We start from the raw sequence: 16,557 nt of genomic DNA on the forward strand, positions 1-16,557 counted from the left end.
TGAAAGGGATTTTCATGTATAATGAAGAATATATTGATATAGTATTATATTAATGATCATTGTAACAGTGAATATGTACAATAGCTTGTAGCGAACGCCCGAGTGTAAGAAAGGGCGGATAAACCATTCTTTTCTTCATATACATATAGAAAATGAGAAAGAAAGCGAGGGTTGCATATGGCTGCTTGGGTAATTTGGTTTATAATAGCTGGTATTTTATTTATCGCAGAAATGTTGTCGATTACATTTTACATGCTTTGGCTTGGAATTGGAGCTGTTGTCGGAGGTCTTATTGCTTTGTTTGCTCCTGATGCACTACTGTTACAAGTTACTGTTGGTGCAATTGTAAGTTTAACTTTGACATTCTTTACGAAAAGAATTTCAAAAAACTTTCGAGAAGCAAAAGGATTTACTGATACAGTAGATATGCTTGTTGGTAAAAAAGGGATCGTTATGCAAGCGATTACAAATGAAGCGAATGGTATTGTGAAAGTGGATGGAGATACTTGGACAGCTATTGCAGATTCTTCAATTGATGCTGGAGAAAAAGTCGTTGTTATAAAGAGACATAGTACTATATTACAAGTGAAAAAGGAGAGTGAATAAATATGGTAGCATTAACGTTAACGATTATATTCGCACTAATTGTAGTTACATTTATCGCATTAACAATTAAAATTATTCCTCAGCAAAAAGTTGGGGTTGTTGAAAGATTTGGTAAGTTTCAACGTATCATGCACCCAGGGTTAAATATTTTAATACCAATTGTAGATCGTGTTCGTGTATATCATGACTTACGCATTCAACAAACGAATGTACCACCGCAAAAGGTAATTACGAAAGATAATGTTCAAGTAGAAATTGATACAATTATTTTCTATCAAATTGTTGAACCAGAACTTGCGACATATGGTATTTCAAACTATGAATATGGTGTTCGTAATATTACTTCAGCAACGATGCGTCAAATCATTGGTAAAATGGAACTGGATGAAACGTTATCTGGTCGTGAAAAAATTTCAACAGAAATCCGCTTAGCGCTTGATGAAGCAACAGAAAAATGGGGCGTACGTATTGAACGTGTCGAAGTTGTTGATATTAACCCGCCAAAAGATGTGCAAGCATCAATGGAAAAACAAATGAAGGCTGAGCGTAATAAACGTGCAATTATTTTAGAAGCTGAAGCAGCAAAACAAGATAAAGTCCTTCGCGCTGAAGGGGAAAAGCAAAGTAAAATCTTGATGGCTGAAGGGGATAAAGAAGCGCGTATTCGCGAAGCTGAAGGTATAAAAGAAGCAAAAGAATTAGAAGCACAAGGGGAAGCACGAGCAATTGAAGAAATCGCAAAAGCAGAACAAAATCGTATTGAATTGCTTCGTGAAGCGAATTTGGATGAGCGTATACTTGCTTACAAATCATTTGAATCATTAGCTGAAGTTGCAAAAGGACCAGCAAATAAAGTCTTTATTCCGTCTAATGCAATTGAAACACTTGGTACTCTTGGGGCAATTGGAGAAATATTTAAAGAAAAACAAGCGAAGAAACTACCTTCAAATGATACAGGAAAAGAACAATAAAAGTGAGGAAGAGAAATGGGATACCATTTCTCTTTTTTTGCGTATATTCCGAAAAGCTTGTACATATCCATGTATAAAGAAGGTGATGCAGTGAAAAAGTATGCAACTCGAATACATGGGAAGAAACTGATTTCGTTACTCCTTTTATATGCGCTAATAGTAATTATGATAGCGTCGATTTTGACGTCATTTTTACATACAATGAAATCGAATTATGCAAATCAATGGTTTGGAAAAGTATCGATGCAAGGTTTTGTTCAAATGATAGAAAGTGAGAATCGCTATTACGGATTTGATTATTTTAAGAAGAATAAAAGAGAGTCAGTTGGGAATTTAATGTTCTCTATCGCGACAGATTTGAAAATTAAAGATTTAAGAACATTCGTCGGTAAAGAAGTACCAGGTATGTCAAAGTATTATTCTAATATTATCGTAGCTGGGGAAGGGACAAACTTGACGAATATCCCAAATGAATCTAGTGTACCGATTGAAGAAGTAACGAAAGAACGTGAAATAGCAAAAGATAAAGTTACAGAAGCGGAAAAGAATAATCCGGTTCAGAAAAAGAACGGAGCGAAAAAAGGTGAAAGTGCAGTATATATTTATCATACACATAGCTGGGAATCCTTCTTTCCATTATTACCAGGGGCAACTGATCCATCTAGCCCAGATGTAAATGTGTCTTTACTAGGGAAACGTATGAAAGAGCAACTTGAAGGACAAGGAATTCCGGTAGTTCATGATAAAACGAATATGGGTGATTTATTAGCGAGTAAAAAGTGGGTATGGTATCAGTCATATAAAGCGTCTCATGAATATGTAAAAGAGGCATTAGCACAAAATAATAAAATTGCGTTTCCGATTGATATACACCGTGACGATCAGCGTAAGAAAGTAACAACAAAAGTAATTAACGGAAAATCGTATGCAAGATTATATTTTATAATTGGGATGGAAAATGAAGGCCGTGCTGAAAATGAAAAAATTGCAAGAGCGATCAATAGTTATTTAGATGAAAACTATTACGGATTAAGTAGAGGGATTTTTCCAAAGTATAAAAAAGATGGAAATGGCGTTTATAATCAAGATTTATCGAAAAATGCGATGTTAATTGAAGTTGGTGGTGTTGATAATACGTTAGATGAATTATATAACACAATTGATGTGTTAACAGAAGCGTTTAGTAAATATTATTGGAATGATGCGGAAAAAGTGAATGGATGAGGGACGGGAGACCGTTCCTTTTTTATTTTGGAATCTTAAAATGTGATATAATGGAATTTTATGAATGTTAAATAAAGGGGGAGAGAAACATGCAAATACTACTAATACGCCACGGAGAATCAGAAGCTGATATTTTACATGTGCATGAAGGACGAGCTGATTTTGAGTTAACTGAAAAAGGGAGACAACAAGTACAAAAACTTGTACAGAAAGTGAAAAAAGATTTTGCACCAGATTTCATTTGGGCAAGCACATTAAAACGCGCTCGTGAAACGGGTGAAACATTAGCAGAAGCAATTGGTTGTCCAATTCAATTAGAAGAGGAATTAATGGAGTTTAATAATGGAGTGCAAGCAGGCTTATCATTTGAAGAAGCAAAGAAATATCCAGAACCAAAGTTTCTTCATGATCGTTTTGAAAACGGGGAATCGTTTATTGAGTTTCGAATGAGAATAGAAGGAATCTTTTCTAAAATCGTGACAGAGAATACATATGACCGAATTGCAATTGTTGCCCATGGAGGCGTAATTAATAGTCTATTACGTGCATTTTTCAAAATGCCAATTTCAATGGACTACTATTTCAAAATGGGAGATACGGGAATAAGTTTAATTGAAATTGAGGGTGAACAAAAAACGGTGCATTTCATTAATGATACGAATCATTTGGACGGGATGTAAAGACTTATGTACAAAGTTGTATTTTTAAATCGTTTTCACTATATTGGTTAAGCATATAAATAGAAGTATCAATAGCAACTTTTAGTTGATGCAATGCAGATTGAACAAACATTGTAATTCTCCTCGTCTCCGTATATAATAGTTTCTTGAGGATATTATATCATACTCAAAATTCCGAAAATTCTAGTAGTTTGACTAGCATAATGAAAAGTATTATATTGTAAAAGGTCATATGAAACGTGAAATAGAATGGAATGCAATTATTGAGTTAGGAGTTAGACCAATGAGTTTGAAATATGGAAGAGATACAATTGTAGAAATTGACTTAAATGCTGTAAAACATAATGTAAAAGAATTTAAAAAACATGTAAATGATGAAGAAATTAAGATGATGGCTGCTGTAAAAGCGAATGGGTATGGCCATGGGGCAGTTGAAGTTGCCAAAGCAGCAATTGAAGCGGGAATACATCAACTTGCAGTTGCATTTGTAGATGAAGCAATAGAATTAAGAGAAGCAGGAATTACTGTACCAATTTTAATTTTAGGATACACACCAGTAGCGGCTGTAGAAGATGTAATTCAATATGACGTTATGATGACTGTTTATAGAGTGGAAGATTTACATGGTATAAATGAAATTGCAAACCGTCTTCAAAAGAAAGTACAAATTCAAGTGAAAATTGATACAGGAATGAGTCGTATCGGTTTACAAGAAGAAGAAGTTAAACCATTTTTAGAAGAATTAAACCGTATGGAGTATGTAGAGGTAGTAGGGATATTTACGCATTACTCTACAGCAGATGAAATCGATAAATCATATACGAATATGCAAACAAGTTTATTTGAAAAGGCTGTTAATACAGCGAAAGAATTAGGAATTCAAATACCATATATTCATAGTTCAAATAGTGCGGGATCAATGGAATTAAGTAACACATTTCAAAATATGGTACGCGTTGGAATAGGAGTGTACGGTATGTATCCATCAAAAGAAGTGGATCATTCAGTCGTTTCTTTACAGCCTGCGTTGTCGTTAAAATCAAAAGTAGCTCATATTAAACATGCGAAGAAGAATCGTGGTGTAAGTTATGGGAATACGTATGTAACAACTGGTGAAGAATGGATTGCGACTGTACCAATTGGTTATGCTGATGGTTATAATCGTCAATTATCTAATAAAGGCTATGCGTTAATTAATGGGGTTCGAGTACCTGTTATTGGCCGTGTTTGTATGGATCAGTTAATGTTGGATGTTTCAAAAGCGATGCCAGTACAAGTAGGAGACGAAGTAGTATTCTACGGTAAACAAGGTGAAGAAAATATCGCAGTAGAAGAAATAGCGGATATGTTAGGTACAATAAACTATGAAGTTACATGTATGCTAGATAGAAGAATTCCGCGTGTCTATAAAGAAAATGACGAAACAACTGCAATTGTAAATATATTAAGAAAAAACTGAATCATTTCGATTCAGTTTTTTTATTTTTTTATTCATATCAAATGCGAATATACCCTCGTTATGTAATACGGAGTAAACTTTGTGAAACACACTTTTTAGTTCAACTAAATTAAACTATCACCGGCAGAGATGACCAGTCCCGCAACAAAGATCTAATATACGAGAGTAGGGAAGAGCATCTTGTAAAACGAGGCTGGATAGGAGTATTCAACAAAATGTCCCCAATGTTTATTATAGATGTCTGCTAAAATATCATAATTAGAATAAATTGTTTTTTTAACATATGTATTCACCTAAAAATTAATTAAATTATAATAGTCATGCCTCGTGTTAATTTCAAAACCACATTGTGTATATAGTTTTAAAGCGTGGATATTTTTCGTTTCGACGTCTAACTCAATTGTTGAAACTCCTTCTGTAATAAGAGTATGTACTATATTACAAAGAATATCTTTTCCGTATCCTTTACCTTGATAAGAAGGATGAACGGCGAATCCTGATAGTGTTGTAGTAGATTGCTCTTGTTTAGAAACTGTAATTGTTCCTATCACTTTTCCAGCAATAAGGGCACTGTAAACTTGATGGGAAGATGAATTCATCATTTTTTGTAACCATGTAGCCGTATTTTCTACTGAATCACCAAAAGCTTTACTAGAAATTTCAATAAGATCAAGAAGTGATTCTGAAGGTGTAAGAGTAAGCTGTATATTATTATCTGTTGTTTTTTGAATTTCGTTTGTTTTGAAATCCATACTATATTCACTATATAAATATGGTAACTTCATATGTTTTACAAATTCATTCCCAGAAATAGAATCCCCATTAATAATAAGAAGAGCTTCATCTGTCTCTCTATTTTGTATTTCTTTCATTGCAGTTTGTAAAAGGATAGTTCCGAAACGTTGTTTTCTAAAATGAGGATGTACAAAGCCTATTAGTTCAAGCTTTGTTGGTCTTTCGAAATCATACATATTTAAAGCACCAATTAATTGAGTACCGTTATAAAGAAGAAAATCGTTTATATAATCTTCATTTCGATTTTTTAAAAAGTTGATATGTAAATCTGAAGAGTAATCAAGATTGTCTTGTTGCCCACAAATATAAGCCAAATCCTTCATTTGCTGTATTTCACTTTCTGTTACAGAACGCTTTTTCTGAATATCCATTGTATACTCCCTCTCATTTGTATTTAAAAATAGGATGGGTGACTTAACCATTTCTTTAATTCCACATTACCTTGCACAGATAACAGTCGGTATAAATAACGATAAGGCTGTCTATATTCTTCTAAGTGAGGAATAGACATAATTGTTTCGTAACCACTTTTAAAGGCATGCGCTTCTTTTTCTGTAAGTACATATTCTAGTCCGATAACATCAAGCTCTCGCGGAGCAACAGCGTAAGCTTCAGTATCTATTAAACCCGTAATAGTTGTACCGTCAGATAAAAATTGAGTAGGATCCATATCAATTAAGACGAGTGTAGATTCCTTTGGTACGGACAGGGAAGAAAGTTGTGATTCAAAAGTAGGGAATGCATTTTGTATGCTTTCATCATCGGAATAAAACATATTCACAAGCTCTTTACTCACGTTTAAAATATGTGATTGGAATTCATCTAGTGGAACTTGGAACTTGCCTGACGGATTTCCTATGAAATCGGCTTTAAATTTATGTATTTCTGCAAGTCCTTTTCCTAGGCTGAATAAAATAGAATCTGGTTGCTCGATAAAAGATTGAACTGTGTTACCTACTAACTTTTCGACCACCACAAATTCACGGCCATTTAAAACATGTTTTTCTAATATTGTTGGGATAGGAAGATTCGTATGTTCTTGCAGCAATGTATGTACAGTTTCTAAATGATGGACGTTCCTTGGATCAATTCCAAATAGATTTTTACATCCCCACCAAAAATCATTATTTGGTTCTTCATTCATTTTAGAAGCACGAACGATAATTTCTGTATCTTCTGTTTGAACGAGAAAAACATCACTTGCATGATCTTCATAACCTGGGTGCAAGGCTTGAACGGATAGAATAGGTGAATTGAATAGTTTTTGTAACATGAAAAGACTCCTTTTTCTGGAAATTCTATAAATTCATTATATAACAGATGATGAGTTATGAGGATAAAGATAAAAAGATTGAAAGCATACTTACATTTATAGTGAAAACTCATTAAAAATATTATATTTCTCTATTTTTGTATGAATTGTCTAAAAATAATGGTGGTAATACTTGAATGTAAGACTCGTATCTTTAAATCTATGAAGAGTAAAAGTAAAATTAAGCATTCATTTATAAGATTGTGAATCACAATAATGTAGGCTATAGAAAATATTTCTCAATAATAAAATGAAGAGAAAAGCATGAAGAAGTAGAATGCATTCATTTATAATAGACTTAAATTAATTAATATAATTAATTGTTAATTTTATTATATTAATTGGATAGGAGAGAATGTTATGGCAAATGTACTCGTAATAAATTTTCCTGGGGAAGGTCATATTAATCCGACTTTAGCTGTTGTAAGTGAGTTAATTCAGCGAGGGGAAACAGTTGTTTCTTATTGTATTGAAGATTATAGAAAGAAGGTTGAAGCAACAGGTGCGGAATTCCGAGTATTTGAGAATTTTCTCTCTCAAATTAATATTATGGAACGAGTAAATGAAGGTGGGAGCCCTTTGACGATGCTATCTCATATGATTGAAGCATCAGAGCGTATTGTTACTCAAATTGTAGAAGAAACAAAAGAGGAAAAATATGATTATTTAATATATGATAATCATTTTCCAGTAGGACGTATTATAGCGAATATTTTACAATTACCAAGCGTTTCATCCTGTACAACGTTTGCTGTTAATCAGTACATTAATTTTCATGATGAGCAAGAATCGAGACAAGTAGATGAAATGGATCCATTATATCAATCTTGTTTAGCGGGAATGGAAAGATGGAATAAGCAGTATGGAATGAAATGTAATAGTATGTATGATATTATGAACCATCCTGGTGATATTACGATTGTATATACTTCAAAAGAATATCAGCCACGTTCAGATGTATTTGATGAATCGTATAAATTTGTAGGTCCATCAATTGCTACTCGAAAAGAAGTGGGGAATTTTCCTACCGAAGATTTAAAAAATGAAAAAGTGATTTTCATTTCTATGGGAACAGTTTTTAATGAACAACCTGCTCTGTATGAAAAATGTTTTGAAGCGTTTAAAGATGTTGATGCGACAGTCGTATTAGTCGTTGGTAAGAAGATAAATATAAGTCAATTTGAAAATATCCCGAAAAACTTTAAATTGTATAATTATGTCCCCCAATTAGAAGTTTTACAGCATGCTGATGTATTCGTGACACATGGTGGTATGAATAGTTCGAGTGAAGCGTTATATTATGGTGTTCCATTAGTTGTAATTCCGGTAACAGGGGATCAGCCATTCGTTGCAAAACGATTGGCTGAAGTAGGGGCAGGCATAACACTTAATCGTAACGAGTTAACTTCTGAATTGTTACGTGAGACTGTAAAGAAAGTAATGGATGATGTGACGTTTAAGGAAAATAGTCGTAAAGTGGGAGAGTCGCTTAGAAATGCTGGTGGATACCAAAGGGCAGTTGAGGAAATATTCAAATTAAAAATGAAGCCGTACGTAAAGATTAAATAGATGTTAAAAACACACTTACTTTTAATTGGTAAGTGTGTTTTTAGTATTACGCGTTACATGTAGTACATAAAAATAGCGACAAAGGTGAAACTTTTCTGTATATAAATCGATACCTTTGAATTAGTAGTAAATTTACGTTAAAATAATACTAAGAAAATATATAAGTTTTGGGGGTAATGAATGAAGAAAGTATTTGAATACGTATTATTAACAATTGGCTCAATTATAGTAGCAGGTTCATTAGAGCTTATTTTAGCACCTAATGGATTAGTAGATGGCGGGGTAACGGCTATTGCTATTATGGCAAATAAAGTCGCAGGATTACCGCTTTATGGTGTGTTCTTAGGAATTAATATCCCAATTTTATTATTTACTGCAAAAGTAATGGGAAAGAAATTTTTTATCCGTACATCTTATGCGAATGTAGTTACAACACTCGGATTAATTTATTTAAAACCATTTCCAGCAATTACGACTTCTGAGTTATTAATTGTACTTTATGGTGGAGTACTGTTTGGAATTGGTGTTGGGATTGTTGTTAAAATGGGTGGAGCAATTGACGGTTCAGAAATGTTAGCAGTTTGGATGAATAAACACTTTAATGTACCGATTAGTACATTTTTACTTGCAGTAAATGCAGTTATTTTCATCTTTGTTGCCATTTTATTTTCAATCGAACAAGCGATGTTCTCGTTAGCAATTTTCTATATTGTTACGAAGATGATTGATTTTATACTAGATGGTATTAATCAAGGTAAGAGCGTTATGATTATTTCTGGTAAGAATAAAGAAATAGGCGATTTACTTATGAAAGAATTGCAACTATCTGTTACGTATCTACATGGAGAAGGTGGTTTTTTAGGGGAGCATAAGAGAATCATTTATTGCATTACAAACCGATTCATTTATCCGAAAATGAAAGATCTCGTTCTCTCTGTAGATCCAACCGCTATAATTGAAGCTTCCTATTCAACAGAAACGACTGGTGTGAAACGTCCGGGAAGGAAAGTTAGGTCAGGTGAATAACTAGAAGAAGGCTGTCCAAAAAGTTATTTTGGAACAGCCTTCTTTTTTATTTTGTTGAGTTGTTAACATGTTACAAGTTAAACCCACTGTTAACAAGTTTCCTTGCAACTAGGGAACCAAGCGTCTTTCAATAATATAGCCAACGTTTCAATTTTATTTTCCGGAATACTACCAAAGCCGAGTAATACGTATGATTCCTCACGTAAATCATTCACGAAATCATATGGAGAAAGTGGGTATAATTTAACGCTTTGTTTTTTAGCGGATTCAATCAGTTCATTTTCATTCATACTGTTATTTACACATAAGACAATATGAAGTCCGGACTGTTCGCCAAGAATTTGAACATTAGCCCCCATTTCTTTCGTAATGGATTTTACTAACGTATGATGTTTTCTTTTATATAGTGTACGACTCCGATTAAGGTGACGTTCCCAATTCCTGTTTTGTATAAAGTTAGCAAAAGCAAGTTGTTGTATTGTAGCGACTGTTTGTTTGAAAATTCCATGCAGTTCTTGATATATTTTTAAAAGGTGTGGTGGTAAAACAACATATCCCATTCGTAAAGAAGGTAAAAAAGATTTTGAGAAAGTCCCCATATAAATAACGCGTTCATTTGAGTCAAGACTTTGTAAAGAAGGAATCGGCTTACCAGCGTAGCGAAACTCTCCGTCATAGTCATCTTCAATAATGTATCCATTGCAATCATTAGCCCACTTTAACAATTCTAATCTTCTAGATAAAGGCATAATAATCCCGAGTGGAAATTGGTGTGATGGTGTAACGTATGCGACATTGGAATTTGTATTGTATAAACTAGAAATATCAATCCCTTTTTCATCCAATGGTATGGGATGAATTTGTCTATCACAGCTTTTAATAATTGCGTGTATACGGTGAAATCCAGGGTTTTCAATGCCGTATTCTTTTGTAGGGCCAAGCAGTTGAAGTAGTAGCCAGAGAAGTGGCTGTGTTCCGGCGCCGATCACAATTTGATCAGGTGAAGAATGTACACCGCGAGAATGATATAAATATGTTGATATATGCTCTCGAAGAGCGAATTCACCTTGAGGATCTTCTTTGGCAAATAGTGCATTTTCGTATGTAAGTATGGATTCTTGTAATGCTCGTTTCCAATTTGTAATCGGAAATGTATTTTGATCAATAAGACCTTGGCTACAATCATATTCAAATTTTTCTTCTATCAAATTGTTCGTCTTCTTTGCTGCATTTCGTTTGTTATTTGGGATAACGTCAATATCGAAATTTGCTACAAAAATACCACGTTTCGGTTTACTTTCTGCATAACCTTCAGCTAATAACTGTTGATAAGCTGATTCAACAGTAATGCGGCTAATATTAAGTTGTGATGCTAAATTTCTGTGTGAGGGTAGACGTGTGCCAACAGAAATAGTCCCTTGTATAATTTCAGCTTTTATATATTCGTAAATTTGCAAGTAAATAGGTGTGTTACTTTGTAATTGCAATGGGATAGTAAAATCCATATAAAACTCTCCTTTAAAACTGGCCTTATAAAAAACACTTAAACTGTCACTTAAGTGAAGGGCAGTTACTTTCTATAATAATGATATAACATTTAGAAAATTAAATAAATAGTTAGAGGAGAGTTAAAAATGAATGTTAAAGAAGTAGTAACAGAAGAGCAATTACATGAAGTATTACCTGTTTTACAGCAATTACGAATGAAACTTTCAAAAGAGGAAACAAGCTCTTTATTTCGAAATATGAAAGAAGAAAATTATAAACTATTTTCGCTGCGTAATGAGAATGATGAAGTTGTTAGCCTTGCAGGTGTAGCGATTTGTACGAACTTTTATAATAAGAAACACGTTTTCGTATATGACCTTGTAACAGCAGAAGCACATCGTTCAAAAGGACATGGGAAAGTATTACTTTCGTATATAGAGAACTGGGGAAAGGAAAACGGATGTGAGTCTATCGTCCTCACGTCAGCATTTTCAAGAATTGATGCTCATCGTTTTTATGAAAGAGAAGGGTATGATAAGGTGAGTTATTCTTTTTATAAAGAATTATAAAAAAATAAGAAGAAGCTGTCCTGCAAAAGTTGGGAACAGCTTCTTCTTATTTTTTAAGTTATTATTGAACCGTAAATAGGTTGTAAGTTATGGTATATGTATTTGAAAAGGTTATATAGTGTATTTTGTCGAATTGTTTTAATTTAATAAAGAGGATGATTGGAGCGCTTATACTTGAAAAAAATAAAGAAACTATCAATCCCTAATGATGCTAGAGTTATCGTCATATCTGATATTCATGGAGAATTAAATCTTTTAAAAGAAGCACTACATAAAGTTAACTTTAAAGATGAAGATTATTTAATTATTAATGGAGATCTTTGCGAGAAAGGACGAGATAGCGTAGGCGTAGTAAACTACGTTATGAATCTTGTAAAGAACAATTCAAAGGTTCACGTTGTTGAAGGGAATTGTGAAGTTTTAGTTGATGCTCTTCTAAATGAAAATCCTGGTCTTATTAATTATTTATGTACGAGGAAGCATTCAATTTTTAATGAATGGCTAGAGCAATTGGGTTTTTCAGTTCATGAGGGCACTTCAATTCGTGAAGTGAAAGAAGCATTGTTAAGTGAATTTTCACAAGAACTATATTGGCTAACAGAGTTGCCAACAGCGATTGAAACAGAAGATTATATTTTTGTGCATGCCGGTCTAGAAGATAGAGTAGATTGGAAAGAAACTGAGCGCAAAAATGCGATAGCAATGCCGGAGTTTTTCAATCAATCACATAAAGCAAATAAGTATGTAATAGTCGGTCATTGGCCTGTCGTGAACTATTCTGAAGAAGCGCCGTCTAATAATCCAGTTATTGATAAGGAGAAAAAAATTATTGCAATTGATGGAGGAAATGCAATTAAAGAAGCAGGGCAATTAAACGTATTTATTATTCAGAGGAAACAAACGGGCGATACGTTTTCTTATACATATGTAGACTATTTTCCAGAGTACGAAGTAATAGCGGATTTTAATGCGAATTCAGAAATGCAGGGCGGAGTGACATATCCGTATTATTACATAGAGCCTATCGAGAAGATGCAAGATTACACCGTATGTAAACAAAAGGAAACGAATAATGTGCTCACTGTAAAAAATGAATATATGAAACAACTTAAGTCAGGTGAATATACAGTGAAAACTGATATTTCTTGTGCGCAAATAAGCGTTAGGAAGGGAGATATCGTTTCTCTCATTGATGATAGCTGTTCAGGATATGATTTAATTAAAAAAGATGGCGTAGAGGGTTGGATAGAGAAAGGGATTTTAGTTGAGATAGAAAAAGTGAAAAATAAAACATTAAGCTGAAATAGGAGGGATATAACCTCCTATTTTTTTAAAGGAGTAGATTGCTTGCTGTCTTTAATAAGTAAATAAATCGTACTCGGCAGAATGATAAGCGTCATTCCTAAAAGAATTGCTAGTATAGCATAACCTCTATAGGGAGCAGAAACGATAAAAGGAAGTATCGCTAAAAAAATACCTGCTATCATCATTGAAATACTACTAATATTTGAAGCTCTTTTTTCAAGGTGCTTATCATTCCATTCTAATGAAACGGTTGATTTAGTCGTATCAATTTTGGAACTGAAATAACCTATTAATATAAATAAAAGCCCTAATGCTAAAAATATGAAATGATCAAGAGGAAGTGAAAAGCCAAGAGCGATGAGGGCGATGACAATATCGACAAAAAATAAGAATAGTAACATTGTGTTGCCGATCCAATGGAGAAATTTCTGGTTACTCGCTGCTTTAGATAAAGCTAAAAATACAAAGAATAAGAAGGAACATATAATTATATTTACGATTACAAAAGTGCTTTTATCCATTGTTGATGTAGGCGTTCCATTAAAGTCCCATTTCGTAACAATATTTGATGGTAAGAAGAAATATAGAATAATATTTGTCGTAACAATAGTGAGAAATAAAGCAATACTAAATCGATTCTTCACTGAATCACCAGCTTTCTAAATCAATAATTGGTATCTAATAACAAAATTATACAATATAATAAATGATATTAGTTTTGATTTTTCTGAAAAAATATTATAATTATATATGAAATAAAGAGGAATGCAGGAGGGAATTATGCAAAACGTTGTATTAAAGGGGAAGAAAGTTACAATTCGTACAATAGAAGAATCGGATATAAAAACATTATGGAATATCATATTTAAAGAAGAAAGCCCAGAATGGAAGAAATGGGATGCGCCATATTTCCCGTTCTCAATGCAAGAATACTCTTCCTATAAAGAGAAGATGCAAACTCGTTTGCAAGAAGAACCACTGTCAAATTTAATTATAGAAAATAACGGTCAAATTATAGGGACGGTCGGATTTTATTGGGAGCATAAACCGACGCGTTGGTTGGAGATGGGAATTGTTATTTATAATCCAACTTACTGGAATGGTGGCTACGGTACAGAAGCGTTAACGTTATATCGAGATTTATTATTTGAAAAGATGGAAATTGGTAGAGTAGGGCTCACGACTTGGTCTGGTAATGAACGAATGATGAAAGTAGCGGAGAAAATAGGAATGAGCTTAGAAGGTAGAATGCGAAAGTGTCGTTATTATAACGGAACATACTATGATTCTATTCGAATGGGCATGATTCGTGAAGAATGGGAAGCGCTATGTGTAACGAAGGGGTGAGAAAGATTGTACGCTATTATTGCTACATTTGATCGTGTGTTTACTAATAAAATTACAGAATTGCAAAATGAATTAACAAATGTAATTGGAACAAATCAATTAGCTGGAGTAGAACCTCATATAACGATTGCGGATTATAATGAGTTAGATGTTAATTTATATATTGAAAAATTAAAGGGATTTGTAGCTATTCAAGAAAACATGGACGCAGTAACTTTTCCTTCTGTTGGAATTTTTCCTACTAATGGAACGGTCTTTCTAGCGCCGACCGTTACCGATGAATTGTTAAAACTTCATTATTCTTATCATGATTATTTTAAAACTTTTCATGACAACCCAAATTCATATTACGTACCGGGAAAATGGGTTCCGCATTGTACAATTGCAAATAAATTACATACAAAGCAGTTTTTAAGTGTAATGGAATATATTTATGGAAAGTTTGATTTTGCAACAGCTTCAATTGAGAAATTAAAATTAATTAAGGTGAATTATGAAAATGGTTTTGCCGTTTCTTCTAGTATATTAGCAGAATATAATTTAAAGAGAATGGAGACATCGAGATGACATATATAATTAGAGAAATGAAGCAAGAAGATATTCATGCTGTACAATCAGTAGCAAAAATAGCTTGGCATGATACATATGAAGGCATTATTCCAAGAGAAATTCAAGACAGTTTTTTAGACGAGGCATATTCTGATGAAAAAATGAAATATCGTCTTAAAAATACGCATTTATTCGTTGCGGAAGAAGAAGGAGAAGTAATAGGGTTTGCGAACTTTTCACCTGTTAGACTACAAAATGAAGCGGAATTAGGTGCGATTTATTTGTTACCAGATCAGCAAGGAAAAGGGATCGGAAGTGCTTTATTACAAAAAGGAATTAAAGCATTAAATGGGATACGGAAATTGTACATACATGTAGAAGCAGCAAATGAAAAAGGAAAACGCTTTTATGAAGCGAAAGGTTTTGCTGAATTAGAGCAATTTGAAGAAGACTTTGAAGGACATATGATGCAGACAGTAAGGATGGTTTTATACGTATAAGGAGGACTAGTAATGAAAATTTTTGATTTTAGTGAAAAAGTAGGAAAGCACCTATCAGTATTTCAATCTAATTTCATCATGTCGAAAATATTAAACCATCGAGGAAATATACATATCGGTGCTATGCATTTACACGAGAATGGAATCATCGGTTATCCCGCATTAACGGGCAGTAAGAACCCTGCCTCAAAATTCAGCGAAAGCAAACAAGTTAGGTGGGGGATCAACTGCCCGTAAAAGCCCGATTGGTTCAACTAATAATCAGTGGGGGATGAATAAACCCCCCACTGATTAAAGTTTCACTTTATCACGAAGCAGTTGTATCTCAACTGCTTCTTATTGTGGAAGGAGCTGGATATGTATGTGGGGTAAATAAAGAAAAGATAAAGATAGAGGCGGGACAAGCTGTGTTTTGGGAAAAGGGAGAGCTCCATGAAACAAGTACAGAACACGGATTAACAGCAATTGTTATGGAAGCGGAGAATCTTGAACAAGCGATAGTAATGCCTATTATTCAAGGGGAGTTGTGAAAAATGATTGTTAAGGCGAATCAAGAAGATACCAATGAAATATTAAAATATTCGGCTCAATCGCTTTTTGAAGGGACGAGAGGCAATTGTCAATTAAGTACCGAGAAAGCAATTGAGATTACAAAGCCGATTGTAGAAAAAGGAGCATACTATTTAATCGTTAAAGAAAAAAATAAAGTAATGGGGTGGATATTAATAGGGGAAAATACAGACTATTTTTCTCGTGAAAAACTTGGATTTATATATGAATTGTACGTTTTCCCAGAATATCGCAGGAGAGGATTATCGCGAGAACTGATGGAAGCTGGTATTAAGGAATTAAAGGAGAAGTATTTAGAAATTCGGTTGAATGTATTTGCTGGGAATTTTGCAAAAGAGATGTACGAAGAGTTTGGGTTTGTTGAAAGGCAGGTAATTATGACTTTGAAGTGAGTAGAATAGTCTGAATGAGAGAAGAGAAAATAATGATTTAGTGGCTACTTTATCGCTGGAATTTAAAGCGAATAAGTATAAAATAGATGGTTTGCCTTTATTTATAGTAGATTTATAGAGTGTGCTTAAAAAACAAATAAATTAGTATTATATAATATATCGTTATTATAGTAAAAGATAAATTTTGGAAAAATA

General features: G+C 33.4%; 17 protein-coding genes and 3 pseudogenes. 14 read left to right on the top strand and 6 right to left on the bottom strand.

Annotated elements, in window-relative coordinates:
* Nucleotides 1-177: 177 nt before the first annotated feature.
* The 4 genes from ACTFRH_RS06365 (at nucleotide 178) to ACTFRH_RS06380 (ending at nucleotide 3,481) form a co-directional block, all read left to right on the top strand.
* A complete protein-coding gene (locus tag ACTFRH_RS06365) occupies nucleotides 178-606 on the top strand; it encodes an NfeD family protein (protein ID WP_000741974.1) in 429 nt (142 codons plus the stop codon).
* 2 nt (nucleotides 607-608) lie between these two features.
* On the top strand, nucleotides 609-1,577 hold the full coding sequence (locus tag ACTFRH_RS06370; RefSeq protein WP_000226252.1) for an SPFH domain-containing protein: 969 nt from the start codon (nucleotides 609-611) through the stop codon (nucleotides 1,575-1,577).
* Nucleotides 1,578-1,592: 15 nt separating this feature from the next.
* Nucleotides 1,593-2,801 (top strand): stage II sporulation protein P, encoded by a 1,209-nt coding sequence (gene spoIIP, locus ACTFRH_RS06375; protein WP_306418678.1) that lies wholly within the window; start codon nucleotides 1,593-1,595, stop codon nucleotides 2,799-2,801.
* A gap of 89 nt (nucleotides 2,802-2,890) precedes the next feature.
* On the top strand, nucleotides 2,891-3,481 hold the full coding sequence (locus ACTFRH_RS06380; RefSeq protein ID WP_001166446.1) for a histidine phosphatase family protein: 591 nt from the start codon (nucleotides 2,891-2,893) through the stop codon (nucleotides 3,479-3,481).
* A gap of 16 nt (nucleotides 3,482-3,497) precedes the next feature.
* Here ACTFRH_RS06380 and ACTFRH_RS06385 read toward each other — a convergent pair.
* Nucleotides 3,498-3,593 (bottom strand): annotated as a pseudogene (locus ACTFRH_RS06385) (DinB family protein); the annotation flags it as partial.
* Nucleotides 3,594-3,764: 171 nt separating this feature from the next.
* Between ACTFRH_RS06385 and alr the strand changes: the two are divergent.
* A complete protein-coding gene (gene alr / locus ACTFRH_RS06390; RefSeq protein WP_001987589.1) occupies nucleotides 3,765-4,940 on the top strand; it encodes an alanine racemase in 1,176 nt (391 codons plus the stop codon).
* A gap of 30 nt (nucleotides 4,941-4,970) precedes the next feature.
* Here the strand turns inward: alr and ACTFRH_RS06395 are convergent.
* The 3 genes and pseudogenes from ACTFRH_RS06395 to ACTFRH_RS06405 form a co-directional block, all read right to left on the bottom strand.
* A pseudogene (locus tag ACTFRH_RS06395) lies at nucleotides 4,971-5,233 on the bottom strand (class I SAM-dependent methyltransferase); the annotation flags it as partial.
* Nucleotides 5,234-6,106, bottom strand: coding sequence for a GNAT family N-acetyltransferase (locus ACTFRH_RS06400; RefSeq protein ID WP_440048736.1), 873 nt, complete (start codon nucleotides 6,104-6,106; stop codon nucleotides 5,234-5,236).
* 23 nt (nucleotides 6,107-6,129) lie between these two features.
* Nucleotides 6,130-7,008 carry a hypothetical protein gene (locus ACTFRH_RS06405; RefSeq protein ID WP_000939565.1) on the bottom strand — a complete coding sequence of 293 codons (879 nt, stop codon included), beginning with the start codon at nucleotides 7,006-7,008 and terminating at the stop codon, nucleotides 6,130-6,132.
* A gap of 399 nt (nucleotides 7,009-7,407) precedes the next feature.
* On the opposite strand from ACTFRH_RS06405, the gene ACTFRH_RS06410 reads away from it, so the two are divergent.
* Nucleotides 7,408-8,616, top strand: a complete 1,209-nt coding sequence (locus ACTFRH_RS06410; protein WP_000024490.1) for a macrolide family glycosyltransferase — start codon at nucleotides 7,408-7,410, stop codon at nucleotides 8,614-8,616.
* Between the two features lie 180 nt (nucleotides 8,617-8,796).
* On the top strand, nucleotides 8,797-9,642 hold the full coding sequence (locus ACTFRH_RS06415) for a YitT family protein (RefSeq protein ID WP_000755127.1): 846 nt from the start codon (nucleotides 8,797-8,799) through the stop codon (nucleotides 9,640-9,642).
* An 89-nt stretch (nucleotides 9,643-9,731) separates the two neighbouring features.
* On the opposite strand, the gene pdxR is transcribed toward ACTFRH_RS06415, so the two are convergent.
* Entirely contained in the window at nucleotides 9,732-11,147 is a 1,416-nt protein-coding gene (pdxR, locus tag ACTFRH_RS06420; protein ID WP_000348033.1) for a MocR-like pyridoxine biosynthesis transcription factor PdxR, read from the bottom strand.
* A gap of 129 nt (nucleotides 11,148-11,276) precedes the next feature.
* Here pdxR and ACTFRH_RS06425 point away from each other — a divergent pair, with 129 nt between their 5' ends.
* A complete protein-coding gene (locus ACTFRH_RS06425) occupies nucleotides 11,277-11,699 on the top strand; it encodes a GNAT family N-acetyltransferase (protein ID WP_001101112.1) in 423 nt (140 codons plus the stop codon).
* Nucleotides 11,700-11,873: 174 nt separating this feature from the next.
* Nucleotides 11,874-13,001 (top strand): metallophosphoesterase, encoded by a 1,128-nt coding sequence (locus ACTFRH_RS06430; RefSeq protein ID WP_000721385.1) that lies wholly within the window; start codon nucleotides 11,874-11,876, stop codon nucleotides 12,999-13,001.
* 20 nt (nucleotides 13,002-13,021) lie between these two features.
* Here ACTFRH_RS06430 and ACTFRH_RS06435 read toward each other — a convergent pair whose 3' ends face one another.
* Nucleotides 13,022-13,648 (bottom strand): DUF1648 domain-containing protein, encoded by a 627-nt coding sequence (locus ACTFRH_RS06435; RefSeq protein ID WP_003300956.1) that lies wholly within the window; start codon nucleotides 13,646-13,648, stop codon nucleotides 13,022-13,024.
* 136 nt (nucleotides 13,649-13,784) lie between these two features.
* Between ACTFRH_RS06435 and ACTFRH_RS06440 the strand changes: the two genes are divergently transcribed.
* The 5 genes and pseudogenes from ACTFRH_RS06440 to ACTFRH_RS06460 all read left to right on the top strand — a co-directional run bounded on the left by ACTFRH_RS06440 (nucleotide 13,785) and on the right by ACTFRH_RS06460 (nucleotide 16,362).
* Entirely contained in the window at nucleotides 13,785-14,351 is a 567-nt protein-coding gene (locus ACTFRH_RS06440; protein ID WP_001181857.1) for a GNAT family N-acetyltransferase, read from the top strand.
* Nucleotides 14,352-14,357: 6 nt separating this feature from the next.
* Nucleotides 14,358-14,918: a 2'-5' RNA ligase family protein gene (locus tag ACTFRH_RS06445; RefSeq protein ID WP_000270890.1), complete on the top strand. Its 561-nt coding sequence runs from the start codon at nucleotides 14,358-14,360 to the stop codon at nucleotides 14,916-14,918.
* A complete protein-coding gene (locus ACTFRH_RS06450) occupies nucleotides 14,915-15,400 on the top strand; it encodes a GNAT family N-acetyltransferase (RefSeq protein WP_000221048.1) in 486 nt (161 codons plus the stop codon). The genes ACTFRH_RS06445 and ACTFRH_RS06450 overlap by 4 nt, the downstream gene beginning before the upstream one ends.
* Nucleotides 15,401-15,412: 12 nt before the next feature.
* Nucleotides 15,413-15,930: pseudogene (locus ACTFRH_RS06455) on the top strand (cupin).
* Nucleotides 15,931-15,933: 3 nt separating this feature from the next.
* Nucleotides 15,934-16,362, top strand: a complete 429-nt coding sequence (locus ACTFRH_RS06460) for a GNAT family N-acetyltransferase (RefSeq protein ID WP_000635652.1) — start codon at nucleotides 15,934-15,936, stop codon at nucleotides 16,360-16,362.
* Nucleotides 16,363-16,557 lie beyond the last annotated feature (195 nt).

This window comes from Bacillus cereus group sp. MYBK216-1 (genome assembly GCF_051916495.1).
Lineage (GTDB): Bacteria > Bacillota > Bacilli > Bacillales > Bacillaceae_G > Bacillus_A > Bacillus_A thuringiensis_K.

Coding starts and splice junctions, on each gene's coding strand:
- ACTFRH_RS06365 (WP_000741974.1), top strand. CDS start 178: ATGGCTGCTTGGGTAATTTGGTTTATAATAGCTGGTATTTTATTTATC.
- ACTFRH_RS06370 (WP_000226252.1), top strand. CDS start 609: ATGGTAGCATTAACGTTAACGATTATATTCGCACTAATTGTAGTTACA.
- spoIIP (WP_306418678.1), top strand. CDS start 1,593: ATGGGATACCATTTCTCTTTTTTTGCGTATATTCCGAAAAGCTTGTAC.
- ACTFRH_RS06380 (WP_001166446.1), top strand. CDS start 2,891: ATGCAAATACTACTAATACGCCACGGAGAATCAGAAGCTGATATTTTA.
- alr (WP_001987589.1), top strand. CDS start 3,765: ATGAGTTTGAAATATGGAAGAGATACAATTGTAGAAATTGACTTAAAT.
- ACTFRH_RS06400 (WP_440048736.1), bottom strand. CDS start 6,106: ATGGATATTCAGAAAAAGCGTTCTGTAACAGAAAGTGAAATACAGCAA.
- ACTFRH_RS06405 (WP_000939565.1), bottom strand. CDS start 7,008: ATGTTACAAAAACTATTCAATTCACCTATTCTATCCGTTCAAGCCTTG.
- ACTFRH_RS06410 (WP_000024490.1), top strand. CDS start 7,408: ATGGCAAATGTACTCGTAATAAATTTTCCTGGGGAAGGTCATATTAAT.
- ACTFRH_RS06415 (WP_000755127.1), top strand. CDS start 8,797: ATGAAGAAAGTATTTGAATACGTATTATTAACAATTGGCTCAATTATA.
- pdxR (WP_000348033.1), bottom strand. CDS start 11,147: ATGGATTTTACTATCCCATTGCAATTACAAAGTAACACACCTATTTAC.
- ACTFRH_RS06425 (WP_001101112.1), top strand. CDS start 11,277: ATGAATGTTAAAGAAGTAGTAACAGAAGAGCAATTACATGAAGTATTA.
- ACTFRH_RS06440 (WP_001181857.1), top strand. CDS start 13,785: ATGCAAAACGTTGTATTAAAGGGGAAGAAAGTTACAATTCGTACAATA.
- ACTFRH_RS06450 (WP_000221048.1), top strand. CDS start 14,915: ATGACATATATAATTAGAGAAATGAAGCAAGAAGATATTCATGCTGTA.
- ACTFRH_RS06460 (WP_000635652.1), top strand. CDS start 15,934: ATGATTGTTAAGGCGAATCAAGAAGATACCAATGAAATATTAAAATAT.